We start from the raw sequence: 21,674 nt of genomic DNA, 5'->3' as shown, positions 1-21,674 counted from the left end.
AGACTTCAAATCAGCCCTCACCGATGAAGTGCAAAACCAGCCCGACTCGAGCGGACCCACACGCCAACGGACAAGCCAGAGCCATGATCACCTCGTGCTTCTCTTAGGTTGCGGCGTCGCGATGCTTCCACTGCTGGGTCATCGCGGGTCCGGCTCGTCGGCGTGCAGGACGGGCGGCGTTGACCTGCAGGTACTCGAACCCACACACAGGTCGAGCTGGTCGTCGAGGGCGCTGATGCAGGGGTTGATTCGATTGATCTTCATCGGAAACCACCTTCGAAGACGAACTGGGTCATCGACAGACCGGACGCGTCCAGGTCGACGACGGTCGGTTCGAATCCGCGCGGCCACCACCCTGAAAGTCAGGTTCACGATGATCACCAATATCAGTCGCGGGCATATCGACCGGCCTTATCAGTGTTATGAGTGAGCCAAGATCGAGGCCAGATCGGCGGCGCCGCCGGCGACAGCGCGGGAAAGGTCGGCCAAGCGCAGCTGGCGGGCGCGGGCATAGCCGCGTAACCGCCTGAACGCCTCATCCATCGAGACCGCGCCGTACGTGGCGAGAACCCCTTTTGCCTGTTCGATCACCACGCGGCTGGTCAGCGCGGTCTGCAACTGTCCGGTGAGTCGGTTGGCACGTTCGATGGTCCAATGCTGCAAAAGCCCGATGGTGGCAACGTCGGCCAGCGATTGTCCGAGTTCGATGTCATCGCGGGCCGCGTCGCCGGGTTCGGTGCTCAACAGGGCCAGAACCCCGACGACCTGGTCCCGTAGCCGCATCGGCAGGGCCTGTTCTGCGCGCAACCCGCACTGTGCCGCGGCCGCGGTGAACTGCGGCCAGCGGTCTGCCTCAGCCGAAATGTCCGCGCACCGCACCGGCGACCCGCTGTCCACACAGTCGAAACACGGACCGGCGACGGTCTGCGCGGCGAAGAGCTCCGGCAGCGCGCGCCGCCGAGAAGAGGAGGCCACCACCTGCAAGTGCCCGTCGGCGTCGAGCAGCATCACCCCCACCGCCGACACACCAAGCAGATCGACACACCGCTCCGCGAGCATCTGCAAAAAATCGGCAACGTCAAAACCGTCCGCAAGGGTGTCGGCAAGGCTGACGAACGTACGCGACGCCCGCCGCAACCAGTCCCGTGGCGTCTTCTCCACCGATCCAACTATGTGTGACATGAGCTGTCGATCCCCGTCCTCCGCAGGGCACGACCGGAACACCTCGGTCGTGTCAATCAACCGTTCGTGGAGTCGAGGACCGCAGCAGCCACACTGCGGGCATCACCTCGCAATGCGACACGCGCCCGCCATCCCCACGTCCTCGACCGTCGTGCGACCAACCCCAGCGTACGACCCCGACGCACACAAACACCTTCGTCTCGCGGCGACACCGGCAAAAAGCGCAGGTCATTAGACCGAAGAGCGGCTCTGCCACAAGTCCGCGGCCGACAAGACCGTTCAACACGCCCGGCGGACAGGTAAGGAAATCACGAAATCTGCCAACTAGTTCGTGTCAGTGCGCCAACCGCAAAACCCGCGGGTCACGGAAGATCCGTATGTCACGAGACGCGAGACGCTCCAGGTCGCTTTGGTGGCTCATGGTGCGCACAGTTGGGCTCTGAGGGTCTCGAATGCCCAGAGTTCCACCTCTCGGGCGACCAGCCTCGATCGCGAACCAGCACCAGGTACAGCTCGGGGCTGGGCAGACCGAAGAGGACGTCGACGTCGCCGCTTCGGCCTTCTTCAGCGGACTTCGCACCGAGGACCGCTAATAGTTGATCATCCCGGTCGCCGCGCCCGGCTGCGACCACGCCTCGGCGTAGCGGTCGATCTCCTCCGGCGTGTAGGCCGGGTTTGCGTCCTGTGGCGGAGCGCACGGCTGCGGTTTTCCCAGTCCGGATTTGAGTGATTCCTGGCCGGACCGAGGCGGCGCCGAACGCCCACTGGTCGGCAGCATGGAAGACGGACACACAGTTCATTGTTGACACAATTACCAGGTCGTTTTAGAAAGAAAGATGACATGCCCCTTCCTTCACTCCTCCTTGTCCCGGGTTCCTGGCACAAACCGGACCATGTGAAACTCCTGGTGGACGAACTACCGGACCTGGACGTGCATGCGGTCGATCTGGCCAGCTCTGGTGACGATCCGGCCGGGCTGGGAGACATGTACGAGGACGCGGCGCAGATCGCGGCCGCGGCCACCGCTATCGATGGCCCCGTCGTCGTCTGCGCGCACTCCTACGGCGGCATTCCCGTAACTCAGGCACTCAGCGGCGCGAGCAATGTCCAGCGCATCGTCTACCTCGCCGCGTTCCAGCTCGACGTCGGCGAGTCCATGCTGTCCAGCATCGGCGGCACGCCCCTCCCCTATTGGAAAATCGACAGCACGGACAACGGGATCAAATATGTCGAAGCACCGCTCGATCCCGTAGACCTCCTCTACAGCGATGTGGACACAGACATCGCCCAGGACGCGGCCTCGCGGCTCTTCCGGTACACGTCGTATGTCGCGAATATTCAAAAGCTGACCGAAGCGGCCTGGAAGACCATCCCCAGCACCTACATCATCTGTGAGGCCGACAACGCGTTCCCACCCTTCGCCCAGGAACTGTTGGCCCAGCGCGCCGGCAGGGTCCACCGATTGAACACCTCCCACTCACCCTTCCTCTCACAGCCGGCCGCCGTGGCGCAGCTCCTCAGGGACGAGCTCGCCTCCGCATGAACCGGGCCGTCCAGGGCCATGGGGATCGATGCGCCGAAGCCACGACCGCCCGACCAAGAGCCTGTCTCATGTTGCAAGTTTCTTGTAGCAGGTGATGGCGAGGGTGCGTAAGGCGAGGAAGTGGGTTTTGCGCTCATAGCGGATCGTGAGTCGGCGGTAGTCAAATATGTTGCTGACGCGCTGGATGTTCGCCACAAGTCCTTCGATTCGTTCTGTGACCTGCGCCGTGAGGTTCAATTCAGGCGCGTCGCGGTGGCCGGCCCGGTGGTGCGGCCTTCGGGCAGGGGCGGGGAGGGGCGTGTCGACGTTGCCGCCCGCTGTGTGACCCGGTTACTGGTGGGGGTCGTCGGTTTTGAGTTGGGCTCCGGGGTCGGCGACGAAGACGACCAGGAGCCTGGCCCGTGCCGTCGAGCTGGTGTTCTCCGTGAGGATGTGGTGAGCGCCGGGCTGCTCGACCCAGTTCTGACCTGTGTTGAATGTGCTGGCGGGTTGGCCTTCGAGTTGGCTGCGCACGGTGCCTTCGAGGACGTAGGCGTAAACGAAAGCATCGCCGTGCCGGTGCGGCGCCGCGCGGGCGCCGGGCGGCAAGGTGACGATCGCCGAGGTGAAGGTCTTGCCCTGCACGTTCGGAAGGGCCTGCTGGAGCAGCGGGGTGAAGGTTTCCGTGGGTGGCTGCGATGCCGCGGTGGCCGACGGCGCCGCAGTGGCCGACGGGGCCGTGGCGGGGGCGGGCTGGTCCGAGGCGGCGCAGGCCGTGGCCACGGCCAGCGTGGCGACGACCAGGACGCCACCGGCGATACGCATTCCGATCATGAGGGGTCTCCTGTTCAGCTTTCAGTGAGGCGAAGGATCGCCTGGCCGCGGGCACGTTCGTCGCTGGGCCATGGCGATCGTCAACGGGTGCCCGCCGCAGGTGGACGACAAACCGAGCGGTTGATGCACCGGCTCGCGAGCGTGTTCTCGACAGGGAGACGAGGTAGCCCCTTCGGGTGTGACAACTCAGACGTGAGCGGCGGCCGTCATGCCGTCTCCACGAAGGCCGCGAGCCGCCCGAGTGTGATTGCCATAGGGTTCGCCTGGTGGTCGATACTTTTACATTGGCCGCAATGGGACCTGGCCGGAAGGTGTCAACTCTGGTGCCTTCCTGCAATTCCTAATTAGGTCATGGCTGGATTAGGGCACGGCTATAACTTGTTTCCGGGCAGCGGAAGCGATATGTGCATGCCGCACTCAGCGGTCAGTCAGGCTCCCAACCAGGGTTTCGGCTCCGGCGACCCGGGTCTCGACCCGTGAAGGTGCACGACGGCTGTCGTGCACACTGGTCCCGCCGGCAGTCCGGTGACCTGCGCTTTTCCGGCAGGGTTGGTCCATCGGAGTTACGCTCGCGGGCAGGTGTCGCCGGGTGGAGACAGTCCCGGTCGCGAGTGCGCCGGGAGGTCGCGATGGCCCAGAATCTGCCGGGGGCTGGGTAGCTGTGGCGTCGGTGCGGCCGCCGACGCGGTTGCCGCTGGCAGAGCCCGCGCGGGAGGTGCCGGCGTCTCGTCCTGGCTGGTCGTGGGCGTATGAGCCGAAACTGGATGGCTGGCGAGCGCTGCTGTTCGCCGAGCTCGGGCTGCTGCAGTCGCGTCAGAACAACGATCTCGCCGACCGTTTCCCCGAGATCGTGGCGGCCGGCGCGCAGCTGGGCGACGTGGTGCTCGATGGGGAGATCGTCGCGCTGCGCGCGGGCCGGCTGGACTTCGGCGCGCTCGCCGCGCGCCCGGCCGCGCGGGTGAAGGCCGGGGTGAGCGTCTACTTCGCGGTGTTCGACGTGCTCGCCGACGGTTCCGGCGACGATCTGCGCGCCCTGCCGTACCGGGATCGGCGTGCCCGGCTTGAGCAGCTGCTCGCCGGGGTCGCGCCGCCGCTGCAGCTGGTGCCCGGCACGACCGACCGCGACGCCGCGATGGCGTGGATGCGCCCGGAGGCCAGTGACGTCGGGATCGAGGGGGTCATCGCCAAATTGCTCGACGCCCGCTACCGCCCGGGCCGGACCGACGCGTGGGTGAAGGTGCGCCAGGTTGTCGTCGTCGACGCCGTGGTTGTCGGCGTGGCCGGCGACCCGCGCGCACCGAGCGAGGTGGTGCTCGCACGCCGCGACGGCGCCGGCGCTTGGCTGCAGATCGGGCTGTCCTTGCCGCTGGAGCCACGGCTGGGGCGGCAGATCGGCGCCCACGTCACGCTCACCGGCGAGCCCGCGGTCTACACCTCGGCCGGTGGGTTCGGGCGCGGCCGCACGCAGTACCTGCCGGTCCGGCCCGAGGTCGTCGTGGAAGCTGAGGCCGATCCGGCGGTGGAGACGTTCGCCAGCCGGCAACGGCCGCGCGTGCATCGCGCGCGGCTCGACCTCGACGCCGCCGACGTCCCGCTCGGCCGCGGCGAGAGCGGGTGAGCGCGGTGGTCGAGAAGAAGGTCACCGTGCAGGTCGGCGAGCGGCAGCTCGTGCTGTCCAACCTGGACAAACCGCTGTACGGAAACGGCTTCAGCAAGAGCGAGGTCGTGCACTACTACGCGAAAATCGGCCCGGTCATGCTCCCTCACCTCCGGGGCAGGCCTGCGACGGTTGTGCGGTTTCCCGACGGGACGGCCGGTGAGGCGTTCTTCGAGAAGAACCTCCCGCGCGGCGCCCCGGACTGGATCCAGACCGTGACGCTGCCCAGTTCCGGATCCCGCAGCGGCCGCGGCCCCGGCACGATCACCTATCCGCTGATCGAGGATCTGCCGAGCCTGGTGTGGGCGGCCAACCTCGCCGCCCTCGAGCTCCACGTGCACCAGTGGACCGTCGGCCCCGGCCCGAAACGCCAAGCACCGGACCGGCTCGTGTTCGACCTCGACCCGGGCGAGGGCGCCAGCATCGTGGAATGCGCCCGCGTCGCCGAGCGGCTGCTCGAAGTCCTCACCGCCGACGGGCTCACCCCGCTGCCCAAGACCAGCGGATCCAAGGGCCTGCAGGTCTGCTGCGGCGTCAAGACCCGCCGGCCCGAGCGCACCTCCGCCTACGCCAAGGCGATCGCCGAGCAGCTCGCCGGCGAGATGCCCGAGCTCGTGGTGTCGAAGATGGCGAAAACCCTGCGCACGAACAAGGTGCTCATCGACTGGAGCCAGAACCACGTCGCGAAGACCACCATCGCCCCGTATTCGCTGCGCGGCCGCGACACCCCCACCGCCTCCACCCCCATCACCTGGGACGAAGTCCGCGCCTGCCGCACGCCGTCCGAGCTGACCTTCACCGCCGACGACGTCCTGCACCGCGTCGACGAACACGGCGACCTGCTCGCCGAGCTGGCTGGCACCCGCGTGACGCTGCCGGAGCGGTAAACGCGTCACCGGTGACATGAGCTGCCCCGCCGCGTGCCGAACGTGTGGCGGATGCAACGCGCGGGCGACGGCGTGAACGTCTGGGAGGCACCGTTGGGTGCTAACCGTGGAGATCGCAGGCGCGTAGCGTCGCGCACTACGGACCCCGCGGTTCCCAGACCCTGGGTCACGGCCCGTCTGCCGGTCTCTGGGCGCCTCGAACTCCAGGCGCAGCCACAGTCAGCTGCGACGTCAGCGGGCCTGCCTCGACACCTGCTTCGCCCTCGGCAGAACCTCGTCCCACGGGATCTCGAAAGCGGCGATGGCGTTTTTGCAGGCCGCGCAGAGCACGGTTGACCGGACTACCTCGGACGCGCGCCGTCTACCTCGGCACCACTTACTCGATCAGTATTCGGCCAGGTCTTGCACGATTGGGCCGGAGGTAGGCACGCGAAACCACCACCACCCCCGACCGGCGAGGTCGATCCGAGCAATCTTCGCGATGCGGTCGCCCGGGTCGTCGATAGTGAAGGACCGGAACAGGTCATCGCCCGCTGTGACGTACCGACGAACCTTGTCAGCAAGCCCGGGCCTGAGCCGGCGGAGTGCGTCCTCCACAAAGTCGCGCATGAAGAGCGCACCGGCCAGGTCATGCTCGGTCCAGACACTGCGATCGGCATGAGGTAGCCCGCGATCTCGGTCGAGCTTCTCGACGTGCAGCGGCCAAGCTCGGCTCAAGCCGATAGCGTCAGGCTTGCCATTGTCGCCCGGCTCGGGCTTGTTCTCCGCGATCTCGGCGAGCTCTTCGTCGGTAAACAACGCCCGGACCTCTTCGAGCAGGTCATCGTGCATGGGCGGCAGCAGCGTCGTAACCCTTACGGGTGGCACTAAAGGCATCGTGGTCGACCATGCTCGCGACAGTAGTTCCTGGCCCCGAGGCGAGCCGTAGTCCGGATAATGATCAACTACTACGCCCGGATCGCACCGGTACTGCTGCCCCAGCTCGCCGGCCGACCGGTCACCTTCATCCGCTACCCCGACGGCGTCGAGGGCGAAAGTTGGTTCGAGAAGAACCTCCCCCGCGGGGGCTCCGTCATGGCTGCACACTGTCCAGCTGCCGAGCGCCGGTTCGCGCAGCGGCCGCGGCCCCGGCACGATCAGCTACCCGCTGCTCGACGACCTCCCGAGCCTGGTGTGGGCAGCCACCATGGCCGCCCTCGAACTACACACTCCACAATGGACATCAGTTCCGACGGGCAACGGCAGCTGCCCGATCGGCTTGTGTTCGATCGATCTTGACTCGAGGTCCCGGGTCAAGATCGAACACGAGCCGATCCGATGATTGCTGTTTCGGCCCAAGGCCGACTGTCCACTGGGGCACGTGCAAGCTCGAGCGCGACGGCGTTCGCCGCCCACACCAGGGCGGGCACGTCGTCGATCAGCCAGCAGGCGATCGTGCCCGGCCCGCGGCCGCTGCGGGAGCGGAGGGTCGCAGGTTCAAATCCTGTCATCCCGACTTCGAGGCTTAGACCTGTGGGTCCAGGCCTTTGTCGTGCGACCCGACGCCGGCTGGGAGGAGAGCACGCCGCTCGGTGACGATCCGCTTTGGATGTTCGCTCATGAGCCGCAGCACCCTCACACCCGCCCCTGGAGCCTGGTAGCCATCGCGCGCTCCAGGCGTGATTCAATTGGCCGGTCGATGAGGAGGAATCGGCTTCAGCCCGATGGTGAAGATGAAGCCGCCGCGGCGAGGCGATCATCCGGCTGATCCGGTGCACAGGCGGACGCTTGACCGAAATCGCCAGCATCGACCCGATGCACCTCAACGGCCGGACCACCCCGCCGCCACGGCAAGAGCGGCGAGGCGCAACGCGCGCATGAGGCAGCCCGCCTGGTCGGCCGCGGGTGGGCTCAGGCGGGCTTGCGGGCGAGGTCGTAGGCGAAGCTCACGTTCTCGGTGAAGATCCCGCTGTCGCTGTGCGGGCGGAGGCTGGCGGCGAGGTCGGCATCGAATTCCTCGGCCCTGTCACGGAGGACCGCGGGTGGGAGGAACGACGTCGAGCGGATGTGGCCGGCGAGTTCCGCCAGGCTCCAGTGGTGCTCGACCGTGAACGCGTGCCGGCCGGCGATTTCGAACCCGGCCGCGGCCAGCACATCGGGATCGGGTCGGTGCTGGCGTGCCTGGCCCGCGCTCTCTGGGACCCTGTGTTCGGCATCGAGTTGCTGTTGCCAGCGCTTCAGGGTCGCCGCGAGAGTTCGCTGCCAGTCCTCCCCGCCTGCCCAGGGGGAGGTGGACCAGCACAGGGCGAGGTGCCCGCCGGGGGTGAGCCAGTGGAGCAGCCGGCGGGCGACCAGGTCACGGTCCAGTCGGTGGAAGGCGTTGCCGACCACGGCCAGCTCGAAATAGTCCGGTTGCGCATCGAGCGTCTCGGCGCCGGCGACGATGGGCCGAAGCCCGTCCTCGGCGGCCGACTTGGCGCGGACCACCTCGACCATATCCGGTTCCTGGTCCACCGCCCACACCTCGGCGAAGTGGGGACTGAGCGGGAATGCGAGCTGGCCGGTGCCGCAGGCCAGATCGAGCAGGCGGCCCTGCCCGGACAGGTGGGCGCTCTCGACCAGGTGGGTGAGCATGGCGGCGGGATACGGCAGGCGGTAGCGGTCGTAGTACCCGGCGGTTCCCTGGTAGAGGTCAGTGGCGAAGTGCGCCTCGTTGCCCATCGGACCTGGCCCTTTCTTTCGGCTCCGGCCCAGGTTAGTGGGTCACTGCCGCGTGCGCTCGAGTGCACCGGCCTCGAAGCCTGGAATCCCGGCCACCCAACAGGAAAAGCGCAACCCGAACACCAGTTCAGACCGTGGCGAACAAGCCGGGCAGATCCTCCACCACCGACGGCCGTACCGCCGCGAAGTTCGCCCAGCGGAAATCGTCCAGCCCGGGGTAATAACGATCGAAAAGCTTGACATAAGCAGGATAGATCTTGCCCACCCGCATCCCGACATCGGAGAAGAACGTGTAGTAGTCCTGCAGGCATCGCCGTCCGGCCAACGTCAGCGGCCCGTACTCGAACTGCACCGCATCGATCCCACCGCTTTCGAACATCTTCGTGAAACCACGAACGACCTCGAACTCAGCGCCTTCGACGTCCACCTTCAGGAAGTTGACGCGCGTAACACCGCTACGGGCGCAGTACTCGAAGCGTCGCCGCATAGGGCGTTATACAGCCCTCGATGACGCATCGCGACTGCGCTGATCGGATGAGCTTCCCTCAAGATCGTGGAGGCATGGACTATGAGGATCATGTGTCATGCCCGAGAAGAGGCGGAAGTTCGACCGGGAGTTCCGTGAAGGAGCTGTCCGGATCGTCCGCGAGACGAACAAACCGATCGCCCAAGTAGCTGCTGACCTGGGGATTCATGCCGGAACTCTGGCCAACTGGGTCAAGCAGGACAAGATCAACCGTGGCGAGAGTGAAGGCCTGAGCGGCGACGAGCGGGCTGAACTGGCCCGGCTTCGGGCGGAGAACGCCGAGCTGCGGGTGGAGCGCGATGTCCTCAAGCGATCCGTGGTCGGGTGGGTGAAGGAGGCGACGCGGTGAGCCTGGCCGCGTTCATCGCCGACCAGAGGACCACCCACGACGTGCCGCACGCTGTCGCTTGCCGGGCTCTGACCGTGTCGGAATCGTGGTTCCACAAGAAGAACTCTCGTCGACACCAGCAGACGCCGACGCTGGCCGAACAGCGGCGGACGGAGGTCGACGCAGCCGTCGCGGAGGCGTTCGAGGCCTCCTGTGGCTTGCATGGCTCACCGCGTATTCACGCTGATTTACGCGCTGCGGGGTGGGTGGTGAGTGAGAAGACGGTGGCGAACTCGATGGCCCGCCAAGGCATGGTCGCCCGAACGAAGAAGCGGCGGAAGAATCTGACTCGGCCGGACAAGCGGGCGGTGCCGTTCCCGGATCTGGTGAAACGGGACTTCACCGCGCCGGCACCGAACACGAAGTGGGTCGGCGATATGACCGAAATCCCGACCGGCGAGGGCAAGCTCTACCTGTCGACGGCGATCGATCTGTTCTCCCGTCGGCTGCTCGGCTACGCCACCAGCGTCCATCCGGACGCTGAACTCGCAGGTGAGACCATCAAAATGGCCGTCGCCGCCCGCGGCGGAAGAGAACGGGTGGCCGGTGTGATCTTCCACTCCGACCGCGGTTCTACCTACACCGCGCACGATTTTACTGTGCTCTGCAACAAGCTCGGTATTCGACAGTCGATGGGCAGGACCGGGTCATGTTTCGACAACGCCGCGGCTGAGTCGTTCTTCTCAACCTTGGAACACGAAGTGCTTTCCCGCCATCAGTTCAAAACCCGAAAAGAAGCACAACAGACTATTGTTGAATGGGTCGTTGAATTCTATAATCGACGACGTCGCCACAGTTCCTGTGACATGCATTCCCCGATCGACTACGAGACCACTGCGGCCAACCGAGCCGCATAGAGGAGCCCTCCACGGTTCGGGGGGAAGCTCAGTCCACGATCGCGTCGATCCGGCGCTTGCGGACCGGGGCCAGCGCCAGCAGAGGGCCGATGGTGTCGATCACCCGGTGCGCCGCGGAGTGCGATACCCCGAACAGCGGTCCGATCTGGCGCATCGTCAGGTTCGTCCGCCAGTACGTCGCCACGAGCAGCACACGATCAGCCAGATCAAGACGCCACTGACGGCCAGGCCGGCCATCAGCAATGTCGTCACCGCCACGGTTCGCCACGATCCGCACCAGCTTGCGGAACTGTCCCGGCTCCAAGCCGATGAACGGGGCAATCCACTCCGACCGCGACGCCGAGATCACCTGCACCACACCATGATCAACCAACACCCCCAACAGACCCACACCGGGTTACGAGACATCCCTTATAGCCGGCCCCGACCCGCTGAGTGACTCCCATCGCGGCAGACGGTGCGCAGTGCACCCTTCCAACTGACGAGCAACTTCATCAAGGCGTCTGCGCGTCCTTCTCATTGAAGCGGCCACTCGCCTAACAGGATTGGTCGAATTCCATCTTTCATCATCGAGAACATTAAATTGCGATCTTCCCCATATTGATAGACCGATGAATCGAACCCGGCATAAAATCTTCCGTCACTTCCCGAGTATATGGTCACATGGAAGCTATCCACTCCAATCGGGCACAGAACGGTGCCAGCCACCCCCGCGCATCGGCGAGCCACGTCCGCATCACGGGTGGTACACACGGCAGACGGATCGAAATGCGTCCAACTTGAGATCCTCTCCCCTAGGATAAAGAGGGCTGGAGGGTGGTCGATCTTTAGGCCGAAGCACTCACTCAGGAAGTTCTTCGCCTCCTCGTGACAGGCGAAGCCGACACGCTCCAGACCTACCACGACAGCATCCGCCTCACGGCGCACCCCACCCGCCTCCCAGCCGAACGAGCTGAGAAATTCGTCCAGCTCCGATTCGCGCATCCTTCTCACCTCGACAGGTCCGTCACTCCACGCCGAACAAGAACACTCTGACAGGATAGACAAGCGGGTGCCGAGGCGCCAGTGGCAACGCGAATGGTCAGAAATTCGATGTCACTCAACCGCAGCGAGCGTCCGACTTGATCCTCGAAATCGGCTCCATGTTCGGCTATCAGAGCATTGCAGGCCCGGATCTCGGCACAGTTACCGGCTCCGCGGCCAGCGATCTGCCCACCATCGGCGAGAGCGGAATCAATCTCGGGCTCGAAATAGGCCGGGCGGGACGAATGGCCAGAGTGACCGGTTGAAACCATATCGGTACCCTTGAACCGGGCTGCTGCACTCATCGTGGCGTCTTTGGGTGCCGATTGTGCTGCCGCTCTAGCCTCAGTTCCACAATTGTGGACGAGTACCGGCGTACCCCCTGCCAGCACATAGTAGGTGTGGAGGTCGTCGATGGTGAGGTTGTAGGTGATGATCGCGGCGGTGTAGAGGCGGGTGGCCACGACGGTGATGTGACCGTTGTCCGGGCTGTCGACCTCGTCGCCGACACGCAGGTTGTCGGCTTCACGCCAGGTGTGGAGGGTGACATCCCAGAACAGATGCTGCGCGGTAGTGGTGATGGTCGCCGACCCGTCCGGCGTGCTGAAGGTGAGATCGTCGAAGGACTTGTCGGTGGTGGTGACGTGCACCGCCGTCACCACATGCTGTTCGGCGTCGTGGCCGTCGGGCTCAGAGTTGGTGACTTTGTCTCCGACGTGGACCTGGTCGATCGCCTTACTCGAGCCATCAGCCATCAGGACACTGGCGGCGCCGGCGAAGCTGTTACACCCAGACGAAGCCTTGGCCGGGCTGGCAGCGGGGGCTTCCTCGGCCGGTGCGCTCGCCGCCGGTGCACTCTTCGCAGCAGCGGGAGGCGCCGGCGGATCCGCCGGCGTAGGCGCAGGCGCAGCCAAATGGGCTCGCCCTAACTGGGTAAGTCCGGCGGCCCGAAAGGTCTACAGGTGCGCTGTGACGTCTGCAACCGTCGACCCGAGGGCGCCTACGCCAAGGCGATCGCCGAGAGGGGCTATCCCGTGATCGGGGGTTGAGCCGCTCGCCTCACCGTCCCGGTCCATCTGCCTGGCCGCGTTGATGTGGCGGCACCTGGGTCACTTGTCGATTGGCTGGAAGGCATCATGAGACGCGTAGTACGAAACGGCTTCACAGGCTTGCCGAAGATCGGGGTTTCGCCCACCTCGCCATTCCCTCCAGACTCTTATGACATCCTTCACAAGGTCAACCTCAAGCAGGTAAGTCATCCCCGCAGAAGGGCCGTCGCCTTCCTCGTCTACCAGCTCGATCGGCAACTCAGCTGAAATCGAATCCCGGGAAGGGACGTAGACGGTTAGATTGTCATCGACTGCGTCAAGCCGTGATACTAGTTCGCCCATAGTACGGGGCTCGTCAGCCCCAGATTGAGAAGCCACCAACACCTCCCGGGTGGAAAAGGTTCTGCAGGTTGCCCGAAGACTCATGCTGTATACGCGGAACGAGTTGCATCAGCCCATCGTCTGCCGCATGGTGCCACGTCCACAGGGGCGAGGGCGATCTGCGCGAGATTCCGCCTCGGGAACCAACGAGGCTATCGCCGATCCCAGGGATCAGGTCCTCCATCGAATCCGCAAATTCCTGATCGCTGTCCATTGCTGCTGCAAGATCACGGTTGGCTGCCTGAAAATGAGCCGCACGTGAACGACCGGGGTACGTGTCCTCGGAAATCTTCGTCTCATAGGCGACAGAGTATGCCTTACCCGATCCAGCCTTCGGCTCAGCACTGCCGCAGTTGTGAACGAGGATGCCGACCCTGCCGGCGAGGACGTAGTAGGTGTGGACGTCGTCGACGGTGAGGTTGTAGGTGATGATCGCCGCGGTGTAGAGGCGGGTGGACACGACGGTGACGTGGCCGTTGTTCGGGGTGTCGACTTCGTCGCCGACACGGAGGTCTGGGGTGTACCAAGGATCTTGGACAGGGCCTCCTGTCTGAGAGGATGCGTGTATGCCCGAGCAGCGTCGGAGATTCAGCGCTCAGTTCAAGGCCGAGGCTGTGCAGATGGTGATCGAGACCGGTAAACCTGTCGCCGAGATCGCCCGGGATCTCGAGATCAACGCCGGCACACTGGCCAACTGGGTCAACGCCTGGCGGCGCGAGAACCCTGGACCTGCGCAACCGGTGAGCCCGTCCGAGCGCGCCCGGGTCGCGGAGATGGAAGACGAGATCCGCCGGCTGCGGATGGAAAACGAGTTCCTGAAAAAAGCCGCCTTAGATTCAACCGGTCGGTGCATCGGGGCTGGTTGAGGAGGGGTTTGTGGCGCGTCTGGGTCGGCCGGGCATGTCGGATCCGATGAAGGAGGAGTTGTGGGGGCGGTGGAGGGCCGGAGAGTCGATCAGCGTGATCGGACGTGCACTGGACAAGCCGCCTGGGTCGGTGTTCACCGTGCTCAAGCATCATGGCGGGATCGCCCCCAAGCGGCCGGTTTCCCGAGCGGACCACCTCAGTGTCGATGAGCGCGAGGTGATTTCGCGTGGAATCAGCGCTCAGTTGTCATTCCGGGCGATCGCGGCGAGTCTCGGGCGGTCGGCATCGACGGTGAGCCGGGAGGTCCGGCGCAATGGCGGCCGCGACGTCTATCGCGCCGTCGCGGCCCAGGAGCGTGCCGATGATCAGCGCAAGCGCCCTAAACAATCCTTGCTGGCAAGGAATCCGATCCTGCGCAACCGCGTCGTGGACTGGCTCGAGCAAGAATGGTCGCCCCAGCAGATCGCGCGGCGGCTGCGGTTGGAACACGAGGGCGATCCGGACATGATGGTCAGCCACGAGACGATCTACCGCAGCGTCTACACCAGCCGTTGGAAGCTCATCCCGAAGGCGATGTCGAAGAAGCTGCGGACCGGGCGTCCGATCCGCAAGAACAAGCGGCACAGTGTGAAAGGGCAGTGGCGCTCGCAGATCATCGATGCACGCCCGATCACCGACCGGCCGGCCGAGGCCGAAGACCGCAGCGTCATCGGGCACCTTGAGGGCGATCTGATCGTCGGCGGTACGAGCAGTCAGGTAGCGACGCTCGTAGACCGCAAAACCCGCTACCTCACAGTGGTTCAGCTGGCTGACCGGCGCACCGAGACTGTCGTCGCAGGGCTCATCGAGCGATACGCCACGATGCCCGAGACGCTGCACCGCAGCTTGACCTGGGACCGCGGGATGGAACTGGCCGACCACCGCGTATTCACCACCGCCACAGGCGTTGACGTGTTTTTCGCCGCGCCCCGCAGTCCATGGCAACGCGGCACGAACGAGAACACGAACAAGCTGCTGCGCCAATATCTACCGAAGGGCACCAACCTCGCCGCCTACAGCCAGACCGAACTCGACGCGATCGCCGATCGACTCAACAACCGACCCCGAAAATGCCTGGGTTACGGGTCTATCCCGTGATCGGTGTTTCCGGCGGGTCGGTCAGTAGGTTTCGGCTCCCGGCCAGCGGTCACCGAACGTGATGGCGAACGCGTTGATCACGGGCTTCCAACGCATTGTCCACCTGGCGCGCCCGGTCCCCGTCGGGTCCAGGCTGCGTGTCACAAGATACAGACACTTCATCGCGGCCTGCTCGGTGGGGAAATGCCCGCGCGCACGGATCGCCCGCCGGTAGCGGGCGTTCAGTGATTCGATCGCATTCGTCGAGCAGATCATGCGCCGAATTTCAACATCGTAGTCCAGGAACGGTACAAACTCTTCCCACGCGTTGCGCCACAGTCGAATCATCGCACCATACTTTTTACCCCATTTCTCGTCGAGTTCGTCCAATGCGGCAAGCGCCGCGTCAGGATTGGGTGCGGTGTAGATGGGTTTAATATCCCTCTTGATCTCGTCCCAGTTCTGCCGCGCCGCCAACCGGAACGTATTGCGGATCAGGTGAACGATGCACGTCTGAACGATGGTTTGCGGCCACACGTTCGCAACAGTCTCCGGGAGGCCTTTGAGACCGTCGCAGACGAGGAAGAACACGTCACGAACGCCCCGGTTCTTCAGGTCGACCAGAACGCTCATCCAGAACTTCGCGCCCTCGCCGCCGACGCCCATCCACAGGCCCAGCACGTCCTTGTGCCCGTCCACGGTCACGCCGATGGCCGCGTAGACCGGGCGGTTGGCGACCTGCCCGTCCCGGACCTTGACGTGGATCGCGTCAATGAACACCGCCGCGTAGATCACATCGAGCGGGCGGCTGGCCCATTCCTGCATCTCGGCTATCACTTTGTCGGTGATCCGCGATATCGTCTCCTTGCTCACCGACGCCCCATAAATCTCACCGAAATGCGCGGCTATTTCGCCAGTGGTCATCCCTTTCGCATACAACGACAACACGATCTCGTCCACATCGGCAAGCCGACGCTGCCGCTTCTTCACGATCTGCGGCTCGAACGTGCTTTCCCGATCCCGCGGCACCTCGACCCGCACCTCGCCGACTGCGTCCGAGATCACGGTCTTCGGCCGACTACCATTTCGCACATTGGTCGATTCCCGGTCCGGGTCGACCTGGTTCTTCTCGTGCCCGAGGTGCTCGGTCATTTCCTCGTTCAATGCCGTTTCCAGCACGTTCTTGGTGAACAGCTTCAGCAGCCCGTCCGGGCCGGTCAACGCCAGCCCACGCGCCTTGGCCTCGGCCACCATCGCCGCCGCAGCGGCCTGCTCCGGCGACAGCTGCGCCGGCTTCTCGTCACGCTTGCGTCGACTCACAAGGTCCGATGTCATCACTCACAGTGCCCATCCCGCCGGACCTCAGCCCGGCGTGTCGGGCCGGAAACACCGATCTTGGAACAGTCCCTGGGTTACCGCACACCGGCCGAGTGTGTTGCCTTGACGGGTTGAATCTAAGGCGGCTTTTTTCAGGAACTCGTTTTCCATCCGCAGCCGGCGGATCTCGTCTTCCATCTCCGCGACCCGGGCGCGCTCGGACGGGCTCACCGGTTGCGCAGGTCCAGGGTTCTCGCGCCGCCAGGCGTTGACCCAGTTGGCCAGTGTGCCGGCGTTGATCTCGAGATCCCGGGCGATCTCGGCGACAGGTTTACCGGTCTCGATCACCATCTGCACAGCCTCGGCCTTGAACTGAGCGCTGAATCTCCGACGCTGCTCGGGCATACACGCATCCTCTCAGACAGGAGGCCCTGTCCAAGATCCTTGGTACACCCCACGTCCGCCTTGTGCGTACGAGGTGGGTGCTTGTGTTTGCAGGGTGCGGCCGAGCCCGTCGATCAGCGCGTAGCTGGTTGCGTAGTGGCTGTTGGACAGCAGCGTGTTCGTGGCGACGACGCTGGGCTGGGTGTTGCTGACGGTGTAGGTGTAGGTGGTCTTGGCCGGGGCGTTGGTGCTCTTGTTGTGTCCTGGTGGCCAGACGCCGGTGAGCCGGCCGAGGGCGTCGTAGGTCGCGTCGGTGCGCAGTCCGCTGTTGTCGACCTCGCCGGTGGTGGCACCGGTGATCGGGTCGAGATAGCGGGTCGAGGTGAACTTGGTGGTGTCGGTGCCGCTGACCTGGGGTGTGGTGGTCGCGACCTGGGTGAGGGGGCCGCCGGTGGCCGGGGTGAAGGCGGTGGTGGTGGTCAGGCCCAGCGCATCGGTCGCGGACACCGCGCGGCCGTAGTTGTCGAAATCGGTGCGGGTGGCCGGGGACAGGAAGTGCTCCGCGCCGCCGGTGGGCCAGGAGTCGATCGTGTCGGTCTGGGTGACGTCACCGACCGTGGGTGCGGCGCCGAACGGTTGGTGGTCGAAGTAGGAGCGGGTGTCGGACACGATGGTGGCGCTGCCGGCGGGTGTGGCGCAGGTGCCGGACGTCGTCTGGACCTGGCTCACGTAGTTGATCAGGAACGCAGTGGTGTTCTGGTCGTAGGTGGTGCGGGCGCACGTGGCCTGGCTCGGATCGGCGATGTCGCCGTCGTCCTCGACCTGAGTGGCCAACCCGTAGTTGCCGAAGGTGGTGATCGTGCGGGTGGTGCGCCAACTGTTGGTGGCGGCGATCCACGTGCGGGTCCGGGTGGTCCCAGTACCGGTGTAGAAGGCCTGCGTTCCGTTGGTGTTGGTCGCGTTCGCCGCGGAGATCCACGGGTCGTTGATCGTATCGGTGATGACCGTGCCGTCGAGGTAGGTCAGCGACTCCCGCGTGAAGCTCGGCAACGCCGAGCTGTCCGCGACGGCCTCGCCGAGGCTGTCGGTCACCGACACGCTCCGCTTGCCGCCGCCGGGCAGAGTGTCTCCGTCCATGCCCCGCAGGTACTGCGTCTGGGTTACCGTCGGGGGCCCGGACGGGTCACTGGTGGCCTGGCCGACGGTGGTCTTCACGGTGCCGTAGCCACGCCACATCGACCAGGTGCGGGTCTTCGGGTCGGAGAGGTAGTTCTCGTCGTAGTGCCAGGCACCGCCGCCGAGGTAGTCGTAGTGCGTCACGGTTTGTTGCGACAGGGCCGAACCGGCGCCGCTGCTGCCGGCGATGCGGCCGTCGTCGGTGATGTCGGTGACCAGGTACTTGTTGAACCAGTCGAGTACCGGATCGGTCGCGCCGCCCGGGGTCCAGTAGACCGGGTAACAGGCCAGCGTGTTCGCTTCCGGGGCCGGCATGGTCATGCCGGGGGTGCACTGCGGGTCGGCGTACCATCCAGCGCCGACCCCGACCGCAACCGCCACCGAACCCGCAGCGCCTGGACGCTGCGCACCGTCGCCGTGATCCTCGCCAACCCGCGCTACACCGGCCGGCAAACCTGGAACCGCCGCGCCAACGGAACAGGCAACCCGAGATCAACGCCGGCGCTGTCATCGAGGGCTGCGCATCCAGCCCTCGTCACCGAACAGGACTTCGTCACCGCGCAGCAGATCCGTGCACCGCGACCCACTAACGACGGCCGTCTGCGGAGGTTCGCACTCGCCGGCCTGATCCGCTGCGGCATCTGCAACCGACGACTGGACTCGCACTGGAACCACGGACGCCCCGGCACGGCCTTGATCCGGTCGGCCCAGTTGCCGGCTCGTACGCGCGGGCGTCCGTGTCAAGCACGAGCCAGACCTTCGCGGAGCGGGATGACTCCAACATCGTGCACCGGAGCCGGTTCGAGAAAGGCGGCCACTTCGCATCGCACGAGGTGCCCGAGGTCGTGGTCGGCGGCATCCAGGCGTTCTTCGCCGCACCGCACTGAGTTCGCGGAACGCAGGCCAGGCCCACCCCGCGGGCCCGGCCTTCCGCGTCACGCGGGCTTGGAGTCGTCGAGGAGAGGGCCCGCCAGGTCCTTGCGGGACGAGCAACCGAGCTTGCGCAGCGCGCTCGAGACGTGGCTCTCGACCGTGCGGCGGGACAGGAACAGCTCGGTCGCGATCTCCCGGTTCGTCCGGCCCGCCGCCGCGAGGGCGGCCACGCGGTGCTCCTGCGCCGACAGCGTCTGCCCGAGCGCGGGCCGCCCGCCTCGCCACGGATAGGGGATCGGCACGTTGTGCAGCCGCATCGCGCGGCAGACGCGGGCGATGTCACGGGCGGCGTGCAGCGCGCCGTACCGTCGCAACGCGGCCTCCAGGTCCGCGCCGCCACGCGGGTCCCCGTGCCCGCAGCGCAACAGCCCCAGCCGTTCGGCGGCCTGCGCCTCCTCGTAGCTCAAGCCCCCGCCCGCCGTGACGACGCGGGCCTCGTCGAGGAGCCGGCCGGTCTCGCCGTCGGGGGCCAGGATTGCCTGTGCGGCAAGGAGAGCACCCCGCGCGCGGGGTGCGTCGGTCTGGTCGAGACCCGCCGCCAGCTCGTCGACGACGGCCGCGACCTCAGCTGCCCGGCCCAGCGCCTCCGCCAGGCACAGCACGGCCTCACCACCCCACACCCAGTTCCCCTTCGCGCGGACCTGGGTGATCGCGGCCCGGGCGTGCTCGGCGGCGCCGCCTGCGTCGTCCAGCGTCAGCAGCAGCCGCGCCATGGCGGTCCGTGCCGAGATGAGCGGCCACACGGCCCCGACCCGCTCCGCGACGGCGATGACCTCGCCGAAGCACTCCGCAGCCTCCTCCGCCGGCCCGATCGCCGCGAGCAGCGAACCCCGGAGCAGCCGCGAATCCAGCGCCGCTGCCCCGAACGCGGCGTGGGTGCCGCCGATCAGCCGGACCCGGTCCAGCAGGCCGTCCCACCGGCCCGCCGCGTGGTCAACCGCTGCCGTCACCAGGTCGAGCACCACCGCTACCCGCAGGTACTCCGCGTGGTCGGCGACCCGCCGCCCCTCCGCGAGCAACGCCTCCGCGTGGTCCAGACGGCCCGCGTGCAGCGCCCCCTGCGCCCAGTTCAGGCACGCGCGGGCGCGCTCGCGGGCGGACAGGCCGTCGCCACCGAGCAGCTCGTCGACCAGCGGCCAGCCGTCCGGCCGGCCCAGCTCCATCAACAGGCCCGCCCGCGTGATCCGCACGGCAACGTCGACACCGCGGTCACCGCTGCGGCGCGCCGCCACCGCCGCCTCGTCGCAGCGGGCGAGGTGCTCGTGGACGTGCCTGCCCGTGACGGTCTCGGGCGCGGCCAGGACGGCGAGTGCGCGCCCGAGAAGGGCGGGCTCGTCCGCGAGGTCCTCGACGGCACGCTCGATCTCCAAGTGACCGGCTCGGGCGTCGCCGGATTGCCGGAGCAGGCGGCCGTGCGCGAACCGCAGCTCGCCCCGGACCGCGACGGGCAGCCGCTCGGTGGCCAGCAGCCGGTCGACGATCGGCAGCGCCTCGGCGTGCGCGAGCCCGTCGACGGCGGCCCGGCCGAGCTTCACCGCGAGCCGGACCCGGAGCTCCTGCGCGACTCCGTCCGCGCCGAGCGCCGTCAACAGGAACCGCGCGGCGGTGGCGTCGTTGCCGTGGGCGAGCGCGGTCTCGGCCGCAGCCTCCGCGTGGACCACCATCTCGGCGTGGTGACCGGCCTGCAGGTAGTGGTGCGCGAGCCGGGCGGGGGAGGCGTGGCGTGCCTCGAGCGCGCGACCAGTGCGCAGGTGCAGCCACCGCCGCCGCGCTGCGGGCACCGACTCGTACACGACCTGCCGTGCGAGCGCGTGCCGGAACCTGCTGTGCCGGTTGTCCTCCTGCAGGAGCCCGACCTCCTGCGCGCGGGCGAGCGCGTTTGCGATCCCGGCCGAGTCGCGCCCGGTCACCTCGGCGAGCAGGGCGTCATCGGTCACCAGACCGGTGACGGCGGCCGCGTCGAGGATCTCGCGGGCGTCGTTGCCGAGGGAGAAGAGGCGCTGCAGGACCACGTCGCGCAGCACGGTCGGCACCGCGAGGTCGTCGAGCGCCTCCGGCCGCCCCGACAGCTCACCCGGCTCCTCCAGATAGGTGCGGAGCACCTCCTCCACCACGAAGGGGATGCCGCCGGTTTTCTCGTAGAGCCGCTCGGCGAAGGCCGGCGCGGGTGGCGTGGCGAGGATCCCGCCGGCGAGCTGCGCGACCTCGACGCGGTCGAGCGGGCGCAGGCCCACGACGCGGGCGGCACCCGACGGGGCGCGGGCCAGCGCCTCCCGGATCGGCAGCCGGCCGGTCTCGGTGCGCGCGGTGATGATCAGCGCCAGCTCCGGTGGGAGGTGCGCGGCGAGGAAGGCGAGGAAGTCCAGCGTCACGGGATCAGCCCAGTGCACGTCCTCGAGCACGAGCAGCAGAGGGCCGACCCGGTCGAGGAGAGCGACGGCCGCGCGGAACACGCGGTGCCGGTCCGCGCCCGGGTCGGAGAGCGGCGGCGGGGGCGGCGGCAGGTACGCGGCGACCTCGGGCAACAACGGGGCCAGCGCGCCGATCACCGGGTTGAGTGCGCCGCCGGTCAGCGGGCCCGCCTGCCGGAACGCGTCGAGGAGAGCCGAGAGCGGCAGCGGCTCCTGGAGCTGTTCGCACTGGCCGACGAGGACCCGGCGCTCGGCGGCCGGGGGCAGGGCGAGCAGCTCGCGGACCAAGCGGCTCTTGCCGATCCCGGCCTCGCCCTCGATCAGCAAGACCGACGGGGTGGCGGTGATCGCCGTCTGGGCCAGGGCCAGCTCCGCTGCCCGACCGATCAGTGCACCGGCGGGCGGGTCCGCCCTGGTGGTCGGCGCTCCCGAGATCATCCGCCAACCTCACTCATGCCGCGTTC

The 21,674-nt window shown here is 66.7% G+C and carries 22 protein-coding genes and 4 pseudogenes; 11 read left to right on the top strand and 15 right to left on the bottom strand.

Annotation, left to right across the window (positions count from 1 at the left end):
- Positions 1 to 138: 138 nt before the first annotated feature.
- Positions 139 to 264: a hypothetical protein gene (locus K1T34_RS53925; RefSeq protein WP_255637926.1), complete on the bottom strand. Its 126-nt coding sequence runs from the start codon at positions 262 to 264 to the stop codon at positions 139 to 141.
- A 156-nt stretch (positions 265 to 420) separates the two neighbouring features.
- Positions 421 to 1,161: a GAF and ANTAR domain-containing protein gene (locus K1T34_RS40715; RefSeq protein ID WP_255637925.1), complete on the bottom strand. Its 741-nt coding sequence runs from the start codon at positions 1,159 to 1,161 to the stop codon at positions 421 to 423.
- A gap of 862 nt (positions 1,162 to 2,023) precedes the next feature.
- Here K1T34_RS40715 and K1T34_RS40710 point away from each other — a divergent pair.
- Entirely contained in the window at positions 2,024 to 2,725 is a 702-nt protein-coding gene (locus K1T34_RS40710; protein WP_255637924.1) for an alpha/beta hydrolase, read from the top strand.
- A 66-nt stretch (positions 2,726 to 2,791) separates the two neighbouring features.
- Here K1T34_RS40710 and K1T34_RS54850 read toward each other — a convergent pair.
- Positions 2,792 to 2,893: pseudogene (locus K1T34_RS54850) on the bottom strand (IS5/IS1182 family transposase); the annotation flags it as partial.
- Between the two features lie 162 nt (positions 2,894 to 3,055).
- Positions 3,056 to 3,538 (bottom strand): cupin domain-containing protein, encoded by a 483-nt coding sequence (locus K1T34_RS40700; protein ID WP_220240005.1) that lies wholly within the window; start codon positions 3,536 to 3,538, stop codon positions 3,056 to 3,058.
- A 661-nt stretch (positions 3,539 to 4,199) separates the two neighbouring features.
- Between K1T34_RS40700 and K1T34_RS40695 the strand changes: the two genes are divergently transcribed.
- Together K1T34_RS40695 and ligD are read left to right on the top strand one after the other, a co-directional pair.
- Positions 4,200 to 5,156, top strand: a complete 957-nt coding sequence (locus K1T34_RS40695) for a hypothetical protein (protein ID WP_220240004.1) — start codon at positions 4,200 to 4,202, stop codon at positions 5,154 to 5,156.
- A complete protein-coding gene (gene ligD / locus K1T34_RS40690; protein ID WP_255637923.1) occupies positions 5,153 to 6,082 on the top strand; it encodes a non-homologous end-joining DNA ligase in 930 nt (309 codons plus the stop codon). Before K1T34_RS40695 ends, ligD begins: the two co-directional genes overlap by 4 nt.
- A gap of 384 nt (positions 6,083 to 6,466) precedes the next feature.
- Here ligD and K1T34_RS40685 read toward each other — a convergent pair whose 3' ends face one another.
- Positions 6,467 to 6,913, bottom strand: coding sequence for a hypothetical protein (locus K1T34_RS40685; RefSeq protein WP_220240003.1), 447 nt, complete (start codon positions 6,911 to 6,913; stop codon positions 6,467 to 6,469).
- Between the two features lie 105 nt (positions 6,914 to 7,018).
- Here K1T34_RS40685 and K1T34_RS54845 point away from each other — a divergent pair.
- Both K1T34_RS54845 and K1T34_RS54840 read left to right on the top strand, forming a co-directional pair.
- A pseudogene (locus K1T34_RS54845) lies at positions 7,019 to 7,162 on the top strand (hypothetical protein); the annotation flags it as partial.
- Positions 7,161 to 7,403 (top strand): hypothetical protein, encoded by a 243-nt coding sequence (locus K1T34_RS54840; protein WP_370643855.1) that lies wholly within the window; start codon positions 7,161 to 7,163, stop codon positions 7,401 to 7,403. The pseudogene K1T34_RS54845 and the gene K1T34_RS54840, both read left to right, overlap by 2 nt.
- A gap of 569 nt (positions 7,404 to 7,972) precedes the next feature.
- Here the strand turns inward: K1T34_RS54840 and K1T34_RS40680 are convergent.
- Both K1T34_RS40680 and K1T34_RS40675 read right to left on the bottom strand, forming a co-directional pair.
- Positions 7,973 to 8,782, bottom strand: a complete 810-nt coding sequence (locus K1T34_RS40680) for a class I SAM-dependent methyltransferase (protein ID WP_220240002.1) — start codon at positions 8,780 to 8,782, stop codon at positions 7,973 to 7,975.
- A 127-nt stretch (positions 8,783 to 8,909) separates the two neighbouring features.
- Positions 8,910 to 9,269 (bottom strand): FkbM family methyltransferase, encoded by a 360-nt coding sequence (locus K1T34_RS40675; RefSeq protein WP_255637922.1) that lies wholly within the window; start codon positions 9,267 to 9,269, stop codon positions 8,910 to 8,912.
- A gap of 97 nt (positions 9,270 to 9,366) precedes the next feature.
- On the opposite strand from K1T34_RS40675, the gene K1T34_RS40670 reads away from it, so the two are divergent.
- Both K1T34_RS40670 and K1T34_RS40665 read left to right on the top strand, forming a co-directional pair.
- Entirely contained in the window at positions 9,367 to 9,657 is a 291-nt protein-coding gene (locus K1T34_RS40670; protein WP_220240000.1) for a transposase, read from the top strand.
- Positions 9,654 to 10,553 (top strand): IS3 family transposase, encoded by a 900-nt coding sequence (locus tag K1T34_RS40665; protein ID WP_220239999.1) that lies wholly within the window; start codon positions 9,654 to 9,656, stop codon positions 10,551 to 10,553. Before K1T34_RS40670 ends, K1T34_RS40665 begins: the two co-directional genes overlap by 4 nt.
- Positions 10,554 to 10,584: 31 nt before the next feature.
- Here the strand turns inward: K1T34_RS40665 and K1T34_RS40660 are convergent.
- The 4 genes and pseudogenes from K1T34_RS40660 to K1T34_RS40645 form a co-directional block, all read right to left on the bottom strand.
- A pseudogene (locus K1T34_RS40660) lies at positions 10,585 to 10,908 on the bottom strand (transposase family protein); the annotation flags it as partial.
- Positions 10,909 to 11,069: 161 nt separating this feature from the next.
- Positions 11,070 to 11,537 carry an SUKH-3 domain-containing protein gene (locus K1T34_RS40655; RefSeq protein ID WP_220239998.1) on the bottom strand — a complete coding sequence of 156 codons (468 nt, stop codon included), beginning with the start codon at positions 11,535 to 11,537 and terminating at the stop codon, positions 11,070 to 11,072.
- A 5-nt stretch (positions 11,538 to 11,542) separates the two neighbouring features.
- A complete protein-coding gene (locus K1T34_RS40650) occupies positions 11,543 to 12,490 on the bottom strand; it encodes a polymorphic toxin-type HINT domain-containing protein (protein ID WP_255637921.1) in 948 nt (315 codons plus the stop codon).
- A 490-nt stretch (positions 12,491 to 12,980) separates the two neighbouring features.
- Entirely contained in the window at positions 12,981 to 13,574 is a 594-nt protein-coding gene (locus K1T34_RS40645) for an HNH endonuclease (RefSeq protein WP_255638834.1), read from the bottom strand.
- On the opposite strand from K1T34_RS40645, the gene K1T34_RS40640 reads away from it, so the two are divergent.
- Together K1T34_RS40640 and K1T34_RS40635 are read left to right on the top strand one after the other, a co-directional pair.
- Entirely contained in the window at positions 13,573 to 13,872 is a 300-nt protein-coding gene (locus tag K1T34_RS40640) for a transposase (RefSeq protein WP_220239995.1), read from the top strand. The genes K1T34_RS40645 and K1T34_RS40640 overlap by 2 nt on opposite strands.
- Positions 13,873 to 13,882: 10 nt before the next feature.
- Positions 13,883 to 15,010 (top strand): IS30 family transposase, encoded by a 1,128-nt coding sequence (locus K1T34_RS40635; RefSeq protein WP_220239994.1) that lies wholly within the window; start codon positions 13,883 to 13,885, stop codon positions 15,008 to 15,010.
- 21 nt (positions 15,011 to 15,031) lie between these two features.
- Here K1T34_RS40635 and K1T34_RS40630 read toward each other — a convergent pair whose 3' ends face one another.
- Genes K1T34_RS40630 through K1T34_RS40620 form a run of 3 tightly spaced genes read right to left on the bottom strand, consistent with a single transcriptional unit; the run spans position 15,032 to position 18,187 of the window.
- Positions 15,032 to 16,324 carry an IS256 family transposase gene (locus K1T34_RS40630; RefSeq protein ID WP_220239888.1) on the bottom strand — a complete coding sequence of 431 codons (1,293 nt, stop codon included), beginning with the start codon at positions 16,322 to 16,324 and terminating at the stop codon, positions 15,032 to 15,034.
- A gap of 27 nt (positions 16,325 to 16,351) precedes the next feature.
- Positions 16,352 to 16,711, bottom strand: coding sequence for a transposase (locus K1T34_RS40625; RefSeq protein WP_220239993.1), 360 nt, complete (start codon positions 16,709 to 16,711; stop codon positions 16,352 to 16,354).
- A gap of 12 nt (positions 16,712 to 16,723) precedes the next feature.
- Positions 16,724 to 18,187, bottom strand: coding sequence for a hypothetical protein (locus K1T34_RS40620; RefSeq protein WP_220239992.1), 1,464 nt, complete (start codon positions 18,185 to 18,187; stop codon positions 16,724 to 16,726).
- On the opposite strand from K1T34_RS40620, the pseudogene K1T34_RS40615 reads away from it, so the two are divergent.
- Positions 18,113 to 18,433 (top strand): annotated as a pseudogene (locus K1T34_RS40615) (recombinase family protein); the annotation flags it as partial. The gene K1T34_RS40620 and the pseudogene K1T34_RS40615 sit on opposite strands and share 75 nt — an antisense overlap.
- Positions 18,434 to 18,603: 170 nt before the next feature.
- Positions 18,604 to 18,753 (top strand): hypothetical protein, encoded by a 150-nt coding sequence (locus K1T34_RS40610; RefSeq protein WP_220239991.1) that lies wholly within the window; start codon positions 18,604 to 18,606, stop codon positions 18,751 to 18,753.
- A 48-nt stretch (positions 18,754 to 18,801) separates the two neighbouring features.
- Here K1T34_RS40610 and K1T34_RS40605 read toward each other — a convergent pair whose 3' ends face one another.
- Positions 18,802 to 21,648, bottom strand: coding sequence for an AAA family ATPase (locus tag K1T34_RS40605; protein WP_220239990.1), 2,847 nt, complete (start codon positions 21,646 to 21,648; stop codon positions 18,802 to 18,804).
- Positions 21,649 to 21,674: the final 26 nt, after the last annotated feature.

Source organism: Amycolatopsis sp. DSM 110486 (assembly GCF_019468465.1).
In the GTDB taxonomy this organism is placed as follows: domain Bacteria; phylum Actinomycetota; class Actinomycetes; order Mycobacteriales; family Pseudonocardiaceae; genus Amycolatopsis.
This window is presented reverse-complemented; position numbering and strand designations above follow the sequence as displayed.